The 15013-nt window shown below is 70.0% G+C and carries 8 protein-coding genes; all 8 read right to left on the minus strand.

All coding sequences use genetic code 11. The features are described 5' to 3' along the window. Positions 1-81: 81 nt before the first annotated feature. Positions 82-552 carry a 30S ribosomal protein S7 gene (rpsG, locus tag B6G06_RS07275; protein ID WP_006548368.1) on the minus strand — a complete coding sequence of 157 codons (471 nt, stop codon included), beginning with the start codon at positions 550-552 and terminating at the stop codon, positions 82-84. Beyond that, complete coding sequence (gene rpsL / locus B6G06_RS07280) at positions 552-926, minus strand: 30S ribosomal protein S12 (RefSeq protein ID WP_017177329.1); 375 nt, start codon at positions 924-926, stop codon at positions 552-554. Before rpsL ends, rpsG begins: the two co-directional genes overlap by 1 nt. Positions 927-1618: 692 nt before the next feature. After that, positions 1619-3457: an FHA domain-containing protein gene (locus B6G06_RS07285; protein ID WP_081171755.1), complete on the minus strand. Its 1839-nt coding sequence runs from the start codon at positions 3455-3457 to the stop codon at positions 1619-1621. 126 nt (positions 3458-3583) lie between these two features. Then, positions 3584-3898, minus strand: a complete 315-nt coding sequence (locus B6G06_RS07290) for a PP2C family protein-serine/threonine phosphatase (protein WP_080461953.1) — start codon at positions 3896-3898, stop codon at positions 3584-3586. Between the two features lies 1 nt (position 3899). Then, the gene (locus tag B6G06_RS07295) at positions 3900-5582 is read right to left on the minus strand and encodes an RDD family protein (protein ID WP_240494130.1); all 1683 of its coding nucleotides are present in this window, start codon (positions 5580-5582) and stop codon (positions 3900-3902) included. Between the two features lie 275 nt (positions 5583-5857). Continuing rightward, positions 5858-6823 (minus strand): AAA family ATPase, encoded by a 966-nt coding sequence (locus B6G06_RS07300; protein WP_080461955.1) that lies wholly within the window; start codon positions 6821-6823, stop codon positions 5858-5860. Between the two features lie 355 nt (positions 6824-7178). Further along, a complete protein-coding gene (locus B6G06_RS07305) occupies positions 7179-11135 on the minus strand; it encodes a DNA-directed RNA polymerase subunit beta' (RefSeq protein WP_081171759.1) in 3957 nt (1318 codons plus the stop codon). Between the two features lie 19 nt (positions 11136-11154). Continuing rightward, the gene (gene rpoB / locus B6G06_RS07310; protein WP_080461957.1) at positions 11155-14676 is read right to left on the minus strand and encodes a DNA-directed RNA polymerase subunit beta; all 3522 of its coding nucleotides are present in this window, start codon (positions 14674-14676) and stop codon (positions 11155-11157) included. Positions 14677-15013 lie beyond the last annotated feature (337 nt).

A 15013-nucleotide genomic window follows, 5' to 3' on the forward strand; every position in this document is an offset into this window, starting at 1 on the left:
TGGCCCGCGAGCGGGATCCTGCGGGACTGGCTCCCGCGAGCGGCGGGCGCCGCCGGGCCCCGCCCCGGCCGACGATGGGCTTTACCAGCGGTAGTGCGCGAAGGCCTTGTTGGACTCGGCCATGCGGTGCATGTCCTCGCGGCGCTTGACCGCGGCGCCGAGGCCGTTGGAGGCGTCGAGGATCTCGTTCATGAGGCGCTCGGTCATGGTGTTCTCGCGGCGCTGCCGGGAGAAGTCGACCAGCCAGCGCAGGGCCAGCGTGGTGGCGCGGTTGGGGCGCACCTCGACCGGGACCTGGTAGGTCGCACCACCGACGCGGCGGGAGCGGACCTCGAGGGCCGGGCGGATGTTGTCCAGCGCGCGCTTGAGCACGGAGACCGGGTCCTGGTCCGTCTTGGCGCGGACGCCCTCGAGAGCGCCGTAGACGATGCGCTCCGCCGTCGACTTCTTGCCGTCGAGGAGGACGCGGTTGACGAGCTGAGTGACGACCGGGGAGCCGTAGACGGGGTCGACGACGAGCGGGCGCTTCGGGGCGGGGCCCTTACGAGGCATTACTTCTTCTCCTTCTTGGCGCCGTACTTGGAGCGTGCCTGCTGGCGGTTCTTGACACCCTGGGTGTCGAGAGCGCCGCGCACGATGTGGTAGCGGACACCGGGAAGGTCCTTCACACGACCACCGCGGACGAGCACGATCGAGTGCTCCTGGAGGTTGTGCCCCTCGCCGGGGATGTAGGCCGTGACCTCGATGCCGGAGGACAGGCGCACGCGCGCGACCTTCCGGAGGGCGGAGTTCGGCTTCTTGGGGGTCGTGGTGTACACGCGGGTGCACACACCACGACGCTGCGGGCTGGCCTTCAGCGCGGGCGTCTTGGACGCGGAGCGCTTGGTCGAGCGGCCCTTGCGGACCAACTGCTGAATCGTAGGCACTACGGATTCTCCATCTTGAGTGCATGCTGACAGTGCTGCTGCCCTCACCGGCCCCGCCCCCCAGTTCGCGACGACGCGCACCGCCAACTGGCGAGGCCGGCCCGCCCGGGGCACGGCCCTCGGACGCCCGGAGCCCTCCGGCCACTGGGGCACGGGGAGGACCCGTCGGTTCCCGCCGCGGCAGACCCGCGTGGCGAAGGGAAGACGCGATTCGCGCCGTACCCGCCCGCTGGGAACGGAATGGAGATCGGAGCCCGCATGCGGGCACCGGGGAACACAGTACTCGGGCGGCGCCGGCCGGGCCAGGCCAGCGGCTCCCGCCGGCACATGATCCTCGCCACGCCTCCCCGCACCATCACCGCCCCTCCGCTTATGAGCGAGACCGGTCGATATCACGATCGAAACCGGTCGCGTATCCACAGCCCGACCAAAACGGAACAAGCGCCGCCGCCCCTGGGGACAGCGGACCGGTTTCGGTGCCGTTTTCGACCGGTCTCGGCGATGAGGCAACGGAGGTCCGCGGCTGGGGCAGATAGCGCTCGGCAAGGCCGAGGCGCAGGGCGCGGACGAGCACTGCCTCGAGAGCACCGAGCGCTTAGACGCCGGCCGACGGCGCCAGCGGCTGCGCACCGAGCTGCCGCTCCGGCGGCGCCCAGAGCGGGGTGTCCCCGCGCGCCGCGCCCATGGCGGGATCAGGCCTCGACGAGAACCGAGACGCCGTCCCCCAGGTCGATGACGTCGCCCGTGCGCAGCAGCGCCCGCTGGTGCTGGGTGAGGCGGCGCGGGGGCTCGGAGGGCCGCATGAGGATCGTGCCGTTCGTGGATCCCAGGTCCTCGACGCTCAGATCCCAGTCATCCAGCCTCACCGCGCAGTGCGACTTGGAGATCGCCTTCGAAGGGCTGATAACCGCCATGAGGCGCGGCTGCGGCTCGCCCTCCGGGGCGTCCGACTTGGGCACGCGCCCGATGATGATGTCCCCGTCGATGGGCAGGGCGGTGCCGTCGGAGGCGTGCAGCGTGCCGAGCACGGGCCGGTTGACATGCCCTGTGCGGCTGGTCAGCGCCCCGCCGCACACCCGGCAGTGCGGGGCATGGATCGGGTTCGGGTGCCCCTCGGCGCAGAACGCGGCGAGGACCTTGACGGCGTTCTCCGGGGCGGGCTCGTCCTCCCCCGCGGGGGCGGGCGACGGGGAGTCCGTCGCCGCGACGGCGCGAACCGCCTGCGACGAGCTCTCGGCGACGGGGCCCTCCCCGCCCGGCGACCCCGCTGCGGGCATGTTGGTGAGCGTCTGCCCGTCATGCGACCAAACCTCGGAGGCCTTCTCTCCGACGGTCCCGCTGGCAACCGCCCCCGCAGCGCCGAGGGCCCCGTCGGCCTGGACGGGGATCGGCAGGACCGGCGTGGGCTCCGCGGTGGCGGCGATCTCGGCCTCCGCGTAGGCCTCGAGCCTCTTCGCGGCACGAGTGAGCTCGGACAGGTCGTTGACGGCGGGGACGTCGTCGGCGCTGATGGGCTCGACGGCATCGGACCGCGCCTGCCCGGCAGCAGCGCCCGCCCCGCCGTCGGCACCGGATCGGCGCTCGGCCTGCCACCGGCTGATGACGGCGTCCTCGGGCGCTCCGATGACGGAGAGCACCGGGGACTTCACCGAGGGCGCATCCACCAGGGCGAGCTGCGGGTCCGCGTGCTTCTCGGCGCCCGCGCCGTCACCGGCGTCGGGCTCAGCGGCGGCATCCTCGACCGGGATGGGTCCCGTGGCGGCGGCCCGGGAGGGGATCCCCACGATCGCGTCGATCTCGGCGAGGTCGGCCTGCGAGGGCTCAGCGGCGGCAGCCGAGGCGATCGGCGCGGCCTGAGCGGCGGCGCGGCGGCCGCTGCGGCCGCGGCCCTGAGCGGCCTCGGCATCGGCCGTGGGCTCAGCGGCGCCCGTCTCAGTGGCGGCGGAAGAATCGGAGTCGTCAGTGGTACCAGCGGAACCCGCTGGTCCAGCCTCCTCGTCGTCGGAGGACGGGGTCTCCGAGCTCGACGACTTCCGAGATCCCTCGGCCAGCGAGCCCAGGGCGACGTAGGATGCCGCGACAACGCCGGAGGCCACCGGCAGCGGGGCGGTGTCCGCGGAGCCGGAGTCGGTGAGGTCCAGGCCGATGCCGCGCACGCCGCGCAAGCGGACCTCCTCCCAGGCAAGCACCTCGGGGGCGGAGATCGTTCGCATGCCCTCGTCAGTGTCGACGATGAGCTTGAGACTGCCGCGCACGGCCGCGGTCAGCTCGCCGTCCTCCAGGACGGCGACGACGAACTCGGGCAGGTCGAAGACGCTCCCGCCATGGGTGTCCATGAGCCCGTGAAGGAGATCGATGAGGGGGGCACCGTCGAGCATCGAGGCCCAGAGCCGGGGGACGTCCTCGACGGAGGCCTGACCGCCGGGAGCGGAGGCGACGGCAGCAAGGCCGCGGTCGCAGATGGCGGTGCGGGTCAATCCAGGGATGTGGAGGGCGGCGGCATGGCCAGGGATGCTCTGCGCGTGCCTCATGCGGGGTTCTCCTTGTTGCTGTGCTGCTCCCGCGCTCGGGGCAGCGTGTCGTGCTTCGTCGACGGAATCGTCGAGCTGTCCACGTCCGTCGCTGCGTCCGGCGCAGCGGGCGGAGCGTGGGTAACGTCAATGACAATAACTGACAATAACTGTCGCATTGTCCTTGCCACCAGTCCCCAGGGCAGTGGCGATCAGCGCATCCGCCGTCTCCTGGGGTCCCTGGCCTCGGCGAATGGCCTCTGCAGGGGAATCGTCATCTATCTCACCACTGATGCCGTCAGTGCACACGATGAGTCGATCGCCGACCCGCGCGGGAATGAGGAAATGGTCGGCGAGGTAGGAGTCCTCGTTGCGGCTGCGGGTGAGGCCGGTATCGGTGGTGGCGCCATGCTCCAGGAGGATCTCGTCGGCGCTCGCCCCCGACTCGCCTGCTCGCGACATCTCAGGCTTCCACTCGCGCCGTGCGCTCGCCCAGCCGGATCGTGGCGCCGATGGGCACGGGGACCATCATCCCGGGTAGCGCCTGGGTGGCGGCGCCGTTGGGCGCCACGACGACCGTGCCGTTGGTGGACTGGAGGTCCTGGATGACGAGGCGGCCGCCGTCGTAGGTGATGACGGCGTGCGTCTTGGAGATGGAGAAGGCGGGGTCGTCCACGGGCACCGGCTGGGCCTGCGCCCAGGGTCCCGCGGCCACGGGGGCGCGACCGATGAGGGAAGTCCGGCCGAGCTGGACCACCTGGCCGGTGTCGAGCGCGAGGCGGAGCGAGGGCGCGCCGATCCCGGCCTGCTGGGCAGAGGAGCGGTCGAAGACGACGGTGGCCGCGGCGCCGGCGGCCTGGGCCTCGTAGGCACCGGTGCTCGGGGCCTGGGGCGCCGGGGCGCCGGCCTGCGGAGCCTGGAACGGCGCCTTTCCGGCGGGCTCGACCCCCTGGGCGGGCATGCCCTGCTGGGCCTGCGGGAACGGCGACTGGTAGGAGGCCGGCTGCTGGTAGCCGGGCTGCTGGAGGGGCTGCGCGGGCTCCGCCGCACCGGGGACCTGGTAGGCCTGGCCGGGGACCTGGTAAGGCTGCTGCGGTGCCTGCGGGAGCTGCTGGCCGGTCCGATAGGCCTGCGCGAGCTCGTCCGCCGGGGCGTATCCCGGCTGGAAGGGTTGGGCGGTCTCGGGGACGGCGGGGCCCCGGTCCCACCCGCCGGGCTGCCAACCGCCTGAGGCGGGAATGCCCTCAGGGCCGGTCTGGGGCGCCTGCGGCTGAGCGGACTGAAGAGCGGAGAGCCAGCCGGCGCCGGAGGGGGCCGCCGGGGCCGACGGCGCCTGGGAGGCCGAAGGAACCTGGGGGTGCGGAGCCGCGTGAGCGCCCCGGGGAGGGGCGGATGGGGCGTCGACCTGGCCCTGGGCGCCCTCGAAGACGGCGCGGGCCGAGTCCTGATCGATGTAGGTGGTCTGCGCCTGGAGGGGGGCGAGCATCTCGGCGGCGTCGGGCGCCGGTGCGAGGGCCGGCCCCGGCTCGGTGGCAGGGGGGCACGGGGCGCCGTCGGTCGCCGGGGCGGAAGCGCCCTGCCAATCGACCTGCCCCATGGCCAGGGGCGATCCGGCGTCGTTGTAGGCGGGGGCCACCGCGATGGGCTCCTGACCCCAGGGCAGGGAGGCATTCTTGGCGTCGGCGGCGTAGATGTCAGTGACCCGGTCGAACCAGAAGCGGTTGTACTCGTCGCGGGTGAAGAGGTAGACGATGACGGGCCCCACCACGGTGCAGCCGATGAGCGACTGGATGATCTTCTTGAGCAGGCCCTGCCAGCCGGGGTAATCGGGGTAGGACCATCGGACCCAGGTCACGCCGGCGATGCGCATGCCGGGCGTGGCCCCCTTCCTCATCAGCGCGAGGAGCCAGTACTTGATGAGCGCCCACAGGACGGGGATCCCGCCGACCACACCCCCGATCACTCCCCCGGTCGCGTCGGCGGCCATGATGCCGGCCCCGACGGCCGCGCCCATGACGAGACCGAGCAGTCCCGTGAGGATGTTGTCGAGCAGGAATGCGATGAACCGCGCTGAGAGCCGCGCGGGCGGGGCGCTTGAGAGATGCGGCGGAAGCAGCCCGGGACCGCTGATGCTGGGGAGGGTCATAGTCACGTCCATCCTGATCGGCGTCGCCCAGTCAGTGACTGGGGCGCAGATTGCAGAGTCAACCGCGCCTCGCGGGCACGGATTCGGATGCGGCAAGCCGACGTCGTCCTGGATGGATGACGGGAGTCTTCGCCGATCCGTGATCCGAGCGTAGCGAGAACCGGCCACTCGCGTTTCCCCCACGAAGGGATGAGGTGGAGCAGGGACGTGGGATATCTCGCCCTCCGCACTGGCGCGGCCCGGAGGGTGCGGGCGGCCTTCGGCCCGTCACGGCCTCACATGCGGGCGGTGGGCGCCGGCACCTTCTCCACGGCGGCCGTGATGACCTGCGTGGCCGTGGCCCCGGCGAACTCGGCGTCGGGATCCATGACGAGGCGGTGCGCCCACACGACCTCCGCGAGGGCCTTGACGTCGTCGGGCAGGACGTAGGCGCGCCCCTGGGACGCGGCCCACACGCGGATCGCCCGGGTCATGGCGATAGCGCCACGAGTGGATACCCCCAAGCGAGTGGAGGAGTCCTCACGGGTCGCCTCGATGAGCGCGCCGATGTAGTCCAGGACGGCGGGCTCCACATGGTTCTCCGAGGCCAGATCGGACATGGAGGCGACGGCGGAGGAGGAGATGACCGCGGAGATCTCCTGGGAGCGGTCAGGGCGGGCGGAGCCGGCCAGCACCTGGGTGAGCGCCGAGCGGTCCGGGTATCCCACCGAGGTCTTCATGAGGAAGCGGTCGAGCTGGGCCTCCGGGAGGCGGTAGGTGCCCGCCTGCTCCACGGGGTTCTGGGTGGCGATGACCATGAAGGGCCGGCCCGCGTCGTGGCGGACGCCGTCGACCGTCACATGCGACTCCTCCATGACCTCCAGGAGGGCGGACTGCGTCTTGGGCGAGGCGCGGTTGATCTCATCGGCCAGGACGATGGAGGAGAAGACGGGCCCGGGGTGGAAGTCCCAGGAGCCGGTCTTCTGGTCGTAGACGGTCACGCCCGTGATGTCGCTGGGAAGGAGATCGGGGGTGAACTGGATGCGCGAGTGGGTGCCCTGAACGGTGGCCGCGATAGCGCGGGCCAAGGCCGTCTTGCCCGTTCCCGGGGCGTCCTCCAGGAGGAGGTGGCCCTCGGCGAGCATCGTGGTCAGGGCGAGGCGGATGACATCCTCCTTGCCCAGGAGGGCCTGGCCGACGTTGTCGACCATCTTGCCGAAGGTCTCGGCGAACCAGGTCGCGTTCTCCTGGGTGATGGGCATGGCTGGGTTCCTGTTCGGGTCACGTGCGAGAGGAGGCTAGGGACGAGAGGGCTCCGCTGGAGCTCAGACCCACTCCCGAGGCGCCCCGCGCGCCAGGCCCGCCTTGTTCAGGGAGATGCGGACCGACTCACAGGATGCCTCCGTTCGCAAAGGATTCTCGCACACTCGCGGGCGCCGACTGCGGCAGACGCCGCCCCGCCAGGCCACGAATTGGACTCAATGATGAATGACCAGGTGAAGCACCACAACAACTGATCGCCCGGAGCGCGAACGATGGCCGTGGGCCGGCCCACGGCCATCGTTCGCGCTCCGGGCTCAGGCCCGGCTCAAAGAGCTCTCCGCGCCCTGGGGGCGGTCAGAACTCCACGTCCTGGCTGTTGAAACCCGTGCGGAAATCGTCGGAGAAATCCGCGCGGAAGTCGCCGCCGAAGGAGAAGTCGTCCAGCGCGATACTCTCCCCCACGCCGAACATGTCCTCGGAGAAGCCGGTGCGGGAGAAGACCTCCGCCCTCGTCTCCTCGGTGGGCTCCACCTCGATGTCCGAGTAGCGGGCCAGGCCCGTGCCGGCGGGGATGAGCTTGCCCAGGATGACGTTCTCCTTCAGCCCCACCAGCGGGTCGGACTTGCCGTTCATGGCGGCCTCGGTGAGCACGCGCGTGGTCTCCTGGAAGGAGGCGGCGCTCAGCCAGGAGTCCGTGGCCAGGGAGGCCTTGGTGATGCCCATGAGTTCGGTGCGCCCGGAGGCGGTCTTACCGCCCTCGGCCACGACGCGGCGGTTCTCCGAGCGGTAGGTCATGACGTCCACGAGGTCGCCCTGCAGGAGCGTGGTATCGCCCGGGTCGAGCACGGTCACGCGACGCAGCATCTGGCGCACGATGACCTCGATGTGCTTGGAGTGGATGTCCACGCCCTGGGAGCGGTAGACCTCCTGGACCTCGTCCACGAGGTGGCGCTGGGTGGCGCCGACGCTGCGCAGGCGCAGGATCTTCTTGGGGTCCACCGGGCCCTCGGTGAGAGCCTGGCCGGGCTCGAGGTGCTGGCCGTCGACCACCAGGAGGCGGCGGCGCGAGGAGACGGGGACCACGAGGTCCTCCTCGCCATCGTCGCGCTTGATGATCAGGCGCTTGCCGTCGGCGTCCTGCTCGATGGCCAGCGTGCCCGCGGCCTCGGCCACGACGGCCTCGCCCTTGGGGGTGCGGGCCTCGAAGAGCTCCTGCACGCGGGGAAGGCCCTGCGTGATGTCCGCGGCGCCGGCGGCGCCACCGGTGTGGAAGGTGCGCATCGTCAGCTGCGTGCCGGGCTCGCCGATGGACTGGGCGGCGATGATGCCCACGGCCTCGCCGATGTCCACGCGCTTGCCGGTGGCCAGGGAGCGGCCGTAGCAGGCAGCGCAGGTGCCGACGGCGGAGTCGCAGGTCAGCACAGAACGGACCGTGACCTCTTCGATGCCGGCCTCGATCGCGGCGTTGGCCTCGGCGGTGCCGATGTCAGCACCGGCGGGAATGATGACATTGCCCTCGGCATCGACGACGTCCCGGGCCGCGGTGGTGCCGATGACCGTGGTGTCGAGGATCTCCGAGACGTCCTTGAAGCGCTCGCCGTCGGCGTCCTTCCAGGTGAAAAGGCGCTTGGCGAGGCCCTTGCGGGTGCCGCAGTCGTCCTCGCGCACGATGACGTCCTGGGACACGTCGACGAGGCGGCGGGTGAGGTAGCCGGAGTCGGCGGTCCGCAGAGCGGTGTCCGCCAGGCCCTTGCGGGCGCCGTGCGTGGCGATGAAGTACTCCAGGACGCTCAGGCCCTCGCGGTAGTTCGACTTGATGGGGCGGTCGATGAGGCGCTGCTTCGGGTCCGCCACCAGGCCGCGCATGCCGGCGAGCTGACGGATCTGGTCCCAGTTGCCTCGCGCCCCGGAGACCACCATCTGGTAGACGGTGTTGCGGTGCGGGAAGTTCTCGCGCATGGCCTCGGCGACCTCGGCCGTGGCCTTGGTCCAGATGTCGATGAGCGAGGAGTAGCGGTCCTCCTCGGTCAGCGCGCCGAGGTCGAACTGCTCCTCGATCTGGGCGGCCTCGGCCTCGTGGCGGGCCAGGATCTCCGCCTTGGCCTGCGGGGAGACGACGTCGGCGAAGGCGACCGTGATGCCGGACCAGGTGGACCAGTAGAAGCCGTTCGACTTGAGCATGTCGAGGGAGGCGGCCACGTCCACGCGCGGGAAGGACTCGGCCAGGGTGTTGACGATATTGCCCAGGGCCTTCTTGTCCACTGTGTAGTTCACGTAGGGGAAGGCCTCGGGCAGCGCCGTGTTGAACAGGGCCCGGCCCAACGAGGTGCGCAGGGTGATCGGGTCGCCCTCGCTCCAGCCCTCGGGGGCCTGCCACCCCTCGGGGGCGACGATCCCCTCGGTGAAGCGGATATCGCAGGTGGCGTTGACATCGAGCTTGCCGAAATCGTGCGCCATGACCGCCTCCGCGAAGGAGGAGAAGGCCGGGACGATCTCCTCGCCGTCGGCGTCCTTGGCGACCTCGACGGCCGGGTCGGGCTCCTGGGTGAGGTAGTAGGTGCCGATGATCATGTCCTGGCTGGGCATGGTCACGGGGCGCCCGTCGGAGGGCTTGAGGATGTTGTTGGACGAGAGCATGAGGATGCGGGCCTCTGCGGAGGCCTCGGCGCCCAGCGGCAGGTGGACCGCCATCTGGTCGCCGTCGAAGTCCGCGTTGAAGGCGCCGCACACGAGCGGGTGCAGCTGGATGGCCTTGCCCTCGATGAGCTGGGGCTCGAAGGCCTGGATGCCCAGGCGGTGGAGGGTGGGGGCGCGGTTGAGCAGCACGGGGTGCTCGCGGATGACCTCGGCCAGGACGTCCCAGACCTTCGGGTTGGCGCGCTCCACCATCCGCTTGGCGGCCTTGACGTTCTGGGCCTCCTTGAGCTCGACGAGCCGCTTCATGACGAAGGGCTTGAACAGCTCCAGGGCCATCTGGCTGGGCAGGCCGCACTGGTGGAGCTTGAGCTGGGGGCCCACCACGATGACGGAGCGGCCCGAGTAGTCCACGCGCTTGCCCAGGAGGTTCTGGCGGAAGCGGCCCTGCTTGCCCTTGAGCATGTCGGACAGGGACTTCAGCGGGCGATTGCCCACGCCGGAGACGGGACGGCCGCGGCGGCCGTTGTCGAAGAGGGCGTCGACGGCATCCTGGAGCATGCGCTTCTCGTTGTTGACGATGATCGTCGGGGCGCCCAAGTCCATGAGCCGCTTGAGGCGGTTGTTGCGGTTGATGACGCGGCGGTAGAGGTCATTGAGGTCCGAGGTGGCGAAGCGGCCACCGTCGAGCTGCACCATGGGGCGCAGGTCCGGCGGGATGACCGGGATGTTGTCCAGGACCATCGACTCCGGCTTGGTGCCGGTCATGCGGAAGGCGTTGATGACCTTGAGGCGCTTGATGGCGCGGGTCTTGCGCTGCCCGGCACCGGAGGCGACCACCTCGGACAGGGCCTCGGCCTCCGCCTCCAGGTCGAAGCCGCGCAGGCGATCCTGAATGGCCTGGGCGCCCATGGCCCCCTTGAAGTAGATGCCGTAGTCCGCCTGCATGTCGCGGTAGAGGACCTCATCGCCCTCGAGGTCCCCGACTTTGAGGCCCACGAAGCGATCCCAGACCTTGTCCATGTGCTCCAGCGTCCGCTGGTTCTTGCGGCGCATGGCGCCCATCTCGCGCTCGGCGGCCTTGCGGAGCTTGTCGCGCTGGGAGGCCTCGGCACCCTCCGCCTCGGCGGCGGCCAAATCCTCTTCCAGGCGGCGCTGGCGGGCCTCGACATCGGCCTCGCCGGCCTGCTCGACGTGCTTCTTCTTCACCTCGAACTCGGAGCGCAGGGAGGGCAGGTCGTCGTGGCGGCCCTCCTCATCGACCTCGGTCACCATGTAGGCCGCGAAGTAGATGACCTTCTCCAGGTCCTTGGGGGCGAGGTTGAGCAGGTACCCCAGGCGCGAGGGAACGCCCTTGAAGTACCAGATGTGGGTGACGGGGGCGGCCAGCTTGATGTGGGCCATCCGCTCGCGGCGCACCTTAGAGCGGGTGACCTCCACACCGCAGCGCTCGCAGACGATGCCCTTGTAGCGCACGCGCTTGTACTTGCCGCAGGCGCACTCCCAGTCCCTGGTGGGGCCGAAGATCTGCTCGCCGAACAGGCCGTCCTTCTCCGGCTTGAGCGTGCGGTAGTTGATGGTCTCGGGCTTCTTGACCTCACCGTGCGACCAGGACTTGATGTCCTCCGCGGTGGCCAGTCCGAGCTGGATGCGATCGAAGACGTTGGCGTCGAGCACAGTTCCTACTTCCGATGGGTCAGATCTCGTCGATGGTGGAGGCCATGGCCCCGCCCGGGCGGCGGCCCAGGTCGAAGCCGAGCTCCTCGGAGGCGCGGCGGCCGTCGTCGTCGGCGTCGTCCAGGCCGATGACATTGCCCTCGGCGTCCAGTGCCTCGACGTTCAGGCACAGGGACTGCATCTCCTTCATGAGCACCTTGAAGGACTCGGGGATGCCGGGCTCGGGGATGTCCTCACCCTTGACGATGGCTTCGTAGACCTTGACCCGGCCCACGACGTCGTCGGACTTGACGGTGAGCAGCTCCTGGAGGGCGTGGGCGGCGCCGTACGCCTCCATGGCCCACACCTCCATCTCCCCGAAGCGCTGACCGCCGAACTGGGCCTTACCGCCCAGCGGCTGCTGCGTGATCATCGAGTACGGACCCGTGGAGCGGGCGTGGATCTTGTCATCCACGAGGTGGTGGAGCTTGAGGATGTACATGTAGCCGACCGAGACCGGGTACGGGAAGGCCTCGCCGGAGCGGCCGTCGAAGAGCCGGGCCTTGCCATTGGGGGCGACGAGCTGCTCGCCGTCGGCGCCCGGGATGGTGGAGTCCAGCAGACCCATGAGCTCGTCGTCGCGCACGCCGTCGAAGACCGGTGTGGCCACGGGGGTGCGCGGCCCGGCGGTCACGCCGTTATCCGGCAGGCGCAGGGCCCACTCCTCCCCCGCCTCGCGGGCCGCCGTGGCGTCCCATCCGCGGGAGGCCACCCAGCCCAGGTGGAGCTCGAGGACCTGGCCGATGTTCATGCGGCTGGGCACGCCCAGGGGGTTGAGGATGACATCGACGGGGGTGCCGTCGGCGAGGAAGGGCATGTCCTCCACGGGGAGGATCTTGGAGATGACGCCCTTGTTGCCGTGGCGGCCCGAGAGCTTGTCGCCGACGGTGATCTTGCGGCGCTGGGCGATGTAGACGCGCACCATGCGGTTGACGCCGGCGGGAAGCTCGGCGTCCTCGCTGGCGGCGTCGAACTCGCGCACGCCGGTGACGATGCCGTACTCGCCGTGGGGGACGCGCAGGGAGGTGTCGCGCACCTCGCGGGCCTTCTCACCGAAGATGGCGCGCAGGAGGCGCTCCTCGCTGGTCAGCTCGGTCTCCCCCTTGGGGGTGACCTTGCCGACGAGAATGTCACCGCTGCGGACCTCGGCACCGATGCGGATGATGCCGCGCTCGTCGAGGTTGGCCAGGGTCTCCTCGGAGACGTTGGGGATGTCCCGGGTGATCTCCTCGGCGCCCAGCTTGGTGTCCCGGGCGTCGACCTCGTGCTCCTCGATGTGGATGGAGGTCAGGATGTCCTCGGAGACGACCCGCTGGGACAGGATGATGGCGTCCTCGAAGTTGAGGCCCTCCCAGGTCATGAAGGCCACCAGGAGGTTCTGGCCCAGGGCGAGGTCGCCCTCGGCGGTGGCGGGGCCGTCGGCCAGGACGGTGCCCTCCTCCACGCGCTCGCCCTCGGAGGCCACGACGCGCTGGTTGTAGCAGTTGCCCTGGTTGGAGCGCAGGAACTTGGCGACCTTGTAGACCGTCTCGGTGCCGTCGTCGTTGGCCACGCGCACGAAGTCCGCGCAGACCTCGGTGACGACGCCCGCCTTGGAGGCCACGAGGACATCCCCGGCGTCGACGGCGGTGCGGCGCTCCATGCCCGTGCCCACGAGGGGGGCGTCGGGGCGGATGAGCGGCACGGCCTGGCGCTGCATGTTGGCGCCCATGAGGGCGCGGTTGGCGTCGTCGTGCTCCAGGAAGGGGATGAGCGAGGTGCCCACGGAGACCATCTGGCGCGCGGAGATGTCCATGAGGTCCACCTGGTCCGCGGGAACCAGGGCGGGCTCGCCGCCGGTGACGCGGCACAGGACGTGGTCCTCGGCGAAGCGCCCCTCCGCCGTGAGCTCCACATTGGCCTGGGCGATGACGTGGCGGTCCTCGTCGTCGGCGGTCAGGTAGTGGGTCTCGTCGGTGACCAGGCCGTCCTTGACCACTCGGTACGGGGTCTCGATGAAGCCGAAGGGGTTGATGCGGGCGAAGGTCGCCAGTGAGCCGATGAGGCCGATGTTCGGGCCCTCGGGGGACTCGATGGGGCACATGCGCCCGTAGTGCGAGGCGTGGACGTCGCGGACCTCCATGGAGGCGCGCTCGCGGGACAGGCCCCCGGGGCCGAGGGCGGACAGGCGGCGCTTGTGCGTCATGCCGGCCAGGGGGTTGTTCTGGTCCATGAACTGGCTCAGCTGGGAGGTCCCGAAGAACTCCTTGATCGCGGCCGTCACGGGCCGGATATTGATGAGGGTGTTCGGCGTGATGGCCTCGACGTCCTGGGTGGTCATGCGCTCGCGCACCTGGCGTTCCATGCGGCTCATACCGGTGCGCACCTGCGCCTGGATGAGCTCTCCGACGGCGCGGATGCGGCGGTTGCCGAGGTGGTCGATGTCGTCGTACTCCACCGGCATGTCCACGATCTCGCCACCGCGCAGACCCTCGATCGTCTCGGCGCCGGCGTGCAGGGCGAGCAGGTACTTGATCGCAGCGGTGATGTCCTCGATGCGCAGCACCGAGTCGGTCAGCTCCGCGTCCAGGCCCAGCTTCTTGTTGATCTTGTAGCGGCCGACCTTGGCCAAGTCGTAGCGCTTGGGGTTGAAGTAGAAGTTCTCGATGAGGGTGCGGCCGGCCTCGACGCTCGGCGGCTCGCCGGGGCGGATCTTCTTGTAGATGTCGAGCAGGGCCTCGTCCTGGGTGATGATCTTGCGGTCCTCGTCCAGGGCGACGGTCAACGCGGGGTAGTCGGCGAACTCCTTGCGGATCTCCGCCTCGTCCATGCCCAGGGCGAGCAGGAAGACGGTGATGTCCTGCTTGCGCTTGCGGTCGATGCGCACGGCGACGCGGTCCGACTTGTCGATCTCGAACTCCAGCCAGGCGCCGCGCGAGGGGATGAACTTGACGTTGTAGACGTACTTGTCAGTGGTCTTCTCGGTGGTGCGCTCGAAGTAGACCCCCGGGGAGCGCACGAGCTGGGAGACGACGACGCGCTCGGAGCCGTTGACGATGAAGGTGCCCTTGTCCGTCATGAGGGGGAAGTCGCCCATGAAGACGGTCTGGGACTTGATCTCGCCGGTGGAGAAGTTCTCGAAGTCGGCCACCACGTACAGGGGGGCGGAGTAGGTCAGGTCCTTCTCCTGGCACTCCTCAGCGGTGTACTTGGGCTCCTCGAAGCGGTGATCGTGGAACGACAGCGCCATGGTCTCGCCGAAGTCCTCGATCGGGGAGATCTCGTCGAAGATCTCCTCCAGGCCCGAGGTCTCGGGCAGGGAGCCGGGGCGGGCGGCGTTGGCGGCGTTGACGCGGGCGCGCCACTTCTCGTTGCCGACGAGCCAGTCGAAGGACTCGGTCTGCAGGGCGAGGAGGTTGGGAGCCTGCAAGGGCTCGGGGATCTTCGCGAAGTTGATGCGCCGTGACGCGGTGCGCGCGGCGATGTCAGCGGCAGTGGGTGCAGAGGTGCGCGAGGCAGCCAAGTGGGGATCCTTCCCTCAGTCCGGGGATCACTCTCGCGTCCGACGGCGTGGCCGGCACCGACTCTCCCCCAGAACGACGCTGATCATGGGCTGATCATGGCAGGGCTCGTGGCAGGCCCTGACCGCGCCGTCCGAGGGGGCCATCGAGGACAGCACGCATACTGGACGCAAAGCGCTAGCGTACACGGCGGGTTTTTCGCCTTCCACATCGAGACAGGACTCGATCTTGCGATTCCCGCCACAGTCGCGCATACTGCCCCACCGCGAAGGGGGATTCCCCACCCGCTGGCGAGGATCGAGGCGGGTGGTGGGTGGCTGAGCGGGCGAGTGCGGCATT

Source organism: Actinomyces gaoshouyii (genome assembly GCF_002076915.1).
GTDB classification, from domain to species: Bacteria; Actinomycetota; Actinomycetes; order Actinomycetales; family Actinomycetaceae; genus Actinomyces; species Actinomyces gaoshouyii.

Coding starts and splice junctions, on each gene's coding strand:
- rpsG (WP_006548368.1), bottom strand. CDS start 552: ATGCCTCGTAAGGGCCCCGCCCCGAAGCGCCCGCTCGTCGTCGACCCC.
- B6G06_RS07285 (WP_081171755.1), bottom strand. CDS start 3,457: ATGAGGCACGCGCAGAGCATCCCTGGCCATGCCGCCGCCCTCCACATC.
- B6G06_RS07290 (WP_080461953.1), bottom strand. CDS start 3,898: ATGTCGCGAGCAGGCGAGTCGGGGGCGAGCGCCGACGAGATCCTCCTG.
- B6G06_RS07295 (WP_240494130.1), bottom strand. CDS start 5,582: ATGACCCTCCCCAGCATCAGCGGTCCCGGGCTGCTTCCGCCGCATCTC.
- B6G06_RS07300 (WP_080461955.1), bottom strand. CDS start 6,823: ATGCCCATCACCCAGGAGAACGCGACCTGGTTCGCCGAGACCTTCGGC.